Here is a 3,257-nt window from a genome sequence, read left to right as displayed (position 1 = left end):
ATTATGATCAAGCTTAGAAATCTCAATTGCCCTTTCTTCATTGAATATTCCATTCTTAATGAAATATCGAATAATTTTGAATTTATTTGTTAAAACGCTCATACGCATACACAAAAAATCCAATATCTGCAACACACATCATTGCTTGTAAGAAATCATGAATATAAAATCCATAGATAGCTCCACCTACGAGTAAAACAACCATAGAAATGAATCCCCATTTAGGAAAGCTCATCTGAAACACGAACTCCATCACAAGTACTATGATGCATATTACGCCTATCCTCGGATTTATCCCCCTCTCTAGTTTTCAAAATTTGCTTAACCTCTTCTTCCGTCATTTCAACAGGAATTAGTGGAATAAAGACATTTTTATTATTCTTTTTTCTCTGTCTCTTTTTCATAATCTTACTTTGCATCTGGATATGTGTCTTCAAATTTATCGGCATATCGATTGTGCTTTTTATACTTGAAGAACATAACGACTAAGAAAACAACAGCTACTACACCTAATACGTAAACTAACCAATCTAATGACATCATATACTATGTCCTCCTTTTCTAATTTCATATTAGCATGTCTGAAATCGTTTTCATACTACTTTTATTTCATTTTCAATCAAACTTGTTTATATCACATTACTTAAACAAGTTTGATTCACTTTTTAAAACAATCTATGTTTTAGACATCGATAATGTCAATTAAGATGATATGGTTGGCTTGAATGAGGGCTTGAACATAAATTAGAATATTCCGTAGGAACCATTCTTGAAAGTCGTTTTGATGAAATAAAATATGTCTATCTATATACCTACAACAAGAAAAAGTTTGGTTTAAAAATCAATTCTAAGAATCATAAAAATAAAGTTGTATCAATCCATGTCAAAGAATTCGATGTTGTTGATCAATTAAGGTTTGAATGCATGAAAGAAGAGTTAAAAATCATTCAAAAAAACGCTATGGATTTTGTACGAAACATTTTAAGGGACATCGATCAAAATTTAATCAATCATGATTTGGAACATTCTATTTCATTTAGTCAAAAATATCCAGTCGGCACTGTACTATCTTGCGCATACAATGAATCTGAAGAATATATGTATTTATATACAATTAACGATATACACTATGCGATTTATTTAGAGGATGCTTGTGAAGGTGTTTATATTGTTGAGCCGATTATCATATATGACTATAAACCAAATGGTGAATTAGTTGATGAAGATACGAAAGAAATATTAACAGGCATCTTAGAAACAACGCAAAGACTAAATACCTATAATTGTACAAAAGCATTATTAGAACAACTTTAAGCAAAAGAAAAAGCAGTTTAACGACTGCTTTCTTTCATATATTCAAAATATTCTCTACCTACTTTATTCTTCTGCCAGTTTTGTAGAATCTTGAAACCAGGATATGAGAAGATGACCTCACATAGTGTTTCTACAATCATACCTGTAAAGGCACACACAACACATTGTACCAATGTCCATCCAAAGAATTGGTGTGACACAATCAATGCGAATGTCAGATTGTCGCAAAACTGACCAATACCAGTAGATACATAAGAGCGGAATGCATACGATTTAAAGTTGCTGTTGTTGTTAGAAATCTTACCTAACATGGAATTCGTATAGTTATTCACAATGGCAGAAACAATAAACGCAATTGTACTTCCAAATAGTACATACCAAGTACCACCAATTGTTCCGTCTAATGCCCCATTAATAATGGCTTCTGATCCTTCTACATAGGATTCACCCCATACGCCAGGAATCTTTGATGCCAAGAAGAAAACTAGGCACATACCTAAATTCACCAACACAGCTACTAGTGATGCTTGTGTTGCAGCTTTAGGACCAAAATGTTTTGTGATGACATCCATACATAAGAATGAAAGCCAGCTTACCACAATTCCACAATCTAGTGCCATAAAGCTAAATGGCAAGTTAATACTTTTGTTTGCCAAAAGATTCATAGTGATGACCGAAACAATAAAAAGTGTCATCGTAAGTGAAGGTATACTTCGTAGTAATACACTCACTTCTTTAACTTCCGTTTTAATTCTATTCATTTTTTACCCTCCTGTTTTTTTAAAGATGGTTGGGAAGCAAAACATCTTTGTTCAAACCATATAAGTCTAATATGTTTTTAATTATTTGTCAAAGTTTGTATCACTTATGCTATGATTAATTCCGGTGATATATATGACAATTAAACTATACGAACAAGAAGGCTACCAAACAACATTTCATGCCCATGTTATTTCATGTGTTAAAAAGAATGAATTATATGACATAATCTTGGATCAAACCCTTTTCTTTCCTGAAGAAGGTGGACAAACATGTGACAAAGGAACGTTGAATGGTATTGAAGTAGTGGATGTGCAAATCATAAATGATGAAATTCATCATTATACGCACTCTGCATTAAATGGTGATGTACAAGGTAGTATTGACTGGACTCATCGCTACACCAATATGCAACATCATACAGGAGAACACATTCTTTCTGGATTGATACACAAAGAATTTCATGTGGATAATGTAGGATTTCATTTAGGATACAATGAAATTACAGCCGATTATGCGATGGACTTAAATAATGATCAAATTAAAAGAATTGAAGCTTTAGTGAATTCTGTCATCTTTTCAAATAAACCTGTTAAGTCCTATTACTTAGAGGATTATTCCAACATTGAATATCGTGCAAAACTTAACTTAGACAAACCACGCCTTGTCGAAATTGAAGATGTAGATTTATGCGCATGTTGCGCACCCCATGTAAAAAGTACGATTGAAGTGGGATTGTTTAAAATCATTAAATCGATGAAGATCAAAAAAGGCACACGCCTATTCTTCTTATGTGGAAAACTTGCTTATGAAGACTATGTCTTAAAACATGATCAGTCTATTCAAATCTCCAATCAATTGTCTTCAAATATAGAAGCTTTATCATTCAATGTACAACGCGTATTAGATGAAAATTATGCTTTGAAACAAAGAATCAAACAATTAAATAAAGAGATGATTGATCATTTAATCATTGAGCATAAAGAAAATCAAATTATTCTATGTGATGAACTCGATCGAGATACACAATTGTATTACTACAATAAGCTTGTATCTTTTAGTGACAACTATGTTTTACTTGTTTCTAAACAAAAAGATAATTATCGGTTCATGACCAACTCTAAAGATATATTCCTACAACTCAAAGAAAGACATCCAGTTCGTGGTGGAGGAAAAAATGATTT

General features: G+C 32.1%; 6 protein-coding genes. 2 read left to right on the top strand and 4 right to left on the bottom strand.

What is annotated here, in order from left to right; all coding sequences use genetic code 11:
* Positions 1–82 precede the first annotated feature (82 nt).
* From ACZQCL_RS07125 to ACZQCL_RS07115, 3 genes are read right to left on the bottom strand one after another with little or no spacing between them, the layout of a single operon-like run.
* Positions 83–235 (bottom strand): hypothetical protein, encoded by a 153-nt coding sequence (locus tag ACZQCL_RS07125; RefSeq protein ID WP_482482460.1) that lies wholly within the window; start codon positions 233–235, stop codon positions 83–85.
* Complete coding sequence (locus ACZQCL_RS07120; RefSeq protein WP_147346780.1) at positions 222–404, bottom strand: hypothetical protein; 183 nt, start codon at positions 402–404, stop codon at positions 222–224. Before ACZQCL_RS07120 ends, ACZQCL_RS07125 begins: the two co-directional genes overlap by 14 nt.
* A gap of 4 nt (positions 405–408) precedes the next feature.
* Positions 409–543 (bottom strand): hypothetical protein, encoded by a 135-nt coding sequence (locus ACZQCL_RS07115; RefSeq protein WP_295562904.1) that lies wholly within the window; start codon positions 541–543, stop codon positions 409–411.
* A 381-nt stretch (positions 544–924) separates the two neighbouring features.
* Here ACZQCL_RS07115 and ACZQCL_RS07110 point away from each other — a divergent pair, with 381 nt between their 5' ends.
* Entirely contained in the window at positions 925–1,314 is a 390-nt protein-coding gene (locus tag ACZQCL_RS07110) for a hypothetical protein (RefSeq protein WP_482482459.1), read from the top strand.
* A 17-nt stretch (positions 1,315–1,331) separates the two neighbouring features.
* Here ACZQCL_RS07110 and ACZQCL_RS07105 read toward each other — a convergent pair whose 3' ends face one another.
* The gene (locus tag ACZQCL_RS07105; RefSeq protein ID WP_270780105.1) at positions 1,332–2,075 is read right to left on the bottom strand and encodes a VUT family protein; all 744 of its coding nucleotides are present in this window, start codon (positions 2,073–2,075) and stop codon (positions 1,332–1,334) included.
* Between the two features lie 133 nt (positions 2,076–2,208).
* Between ACZQCL_RS07105 and ACZQCL_RS07100 the strand changes: the two genes are divergently transcribed.
* The coding region (locus ACZQCL_RS07100) for an alanyl-tRNA editing protein (protein ID WP_482482457.1) at positions 2,209–3,257 on the top strand (1,049 nt) is incomplete at its 3' end.

The sequence above is a fragment of the Holdemanella sp. genome, from assembly GCF_056804935.1.
The sequence above is the reverse complement of the archived record's forward strand: the minus strand, read 5'-3'. Positions and strand labels throughout refer to the sequence as shown.

Excerpts from the sequence above, each read along its gene's own strand:
- ACZQCL_RS07115 (WP_295562904.1), bottom strand. The coding sequence starts at position 543 with ATGATGTCATTAGATTGGTTAGTTTACGTATTAGGTGTAGTAGCTGTT.
- ACZQCL_RS07125 (WP_482482460.1), bottom strand. The coding sequence starts at position 235 with ATGAGCTTTCCTAAATGGGGATTCATTTCTATGGTTGTTTTACTCGTA.
- ACZQCL_RS07110 (WP_482482459.1), top strand. The coding sequence starts at position 925 with ATGAAAGAAGAGTTAAAAATCATTCAAAAAAACGCTATGGATTTTGTA.
- ACZQCL_RS07120 (WP_147346780.1), bottom strand. The coding sequence starts at position 404 with ATGAAAAAGAGACAGAGAAAAAAGAATAATAAAAATGTCTTTATTCCA.
- ACZQCL_RS07105 (WP_270780105.1), bottom strand. The coding sequence starts at position 2,075 with ATGAATAGAATTAAAACGGAAGTTAAAGAAGTGAGTGTATTACTACGA.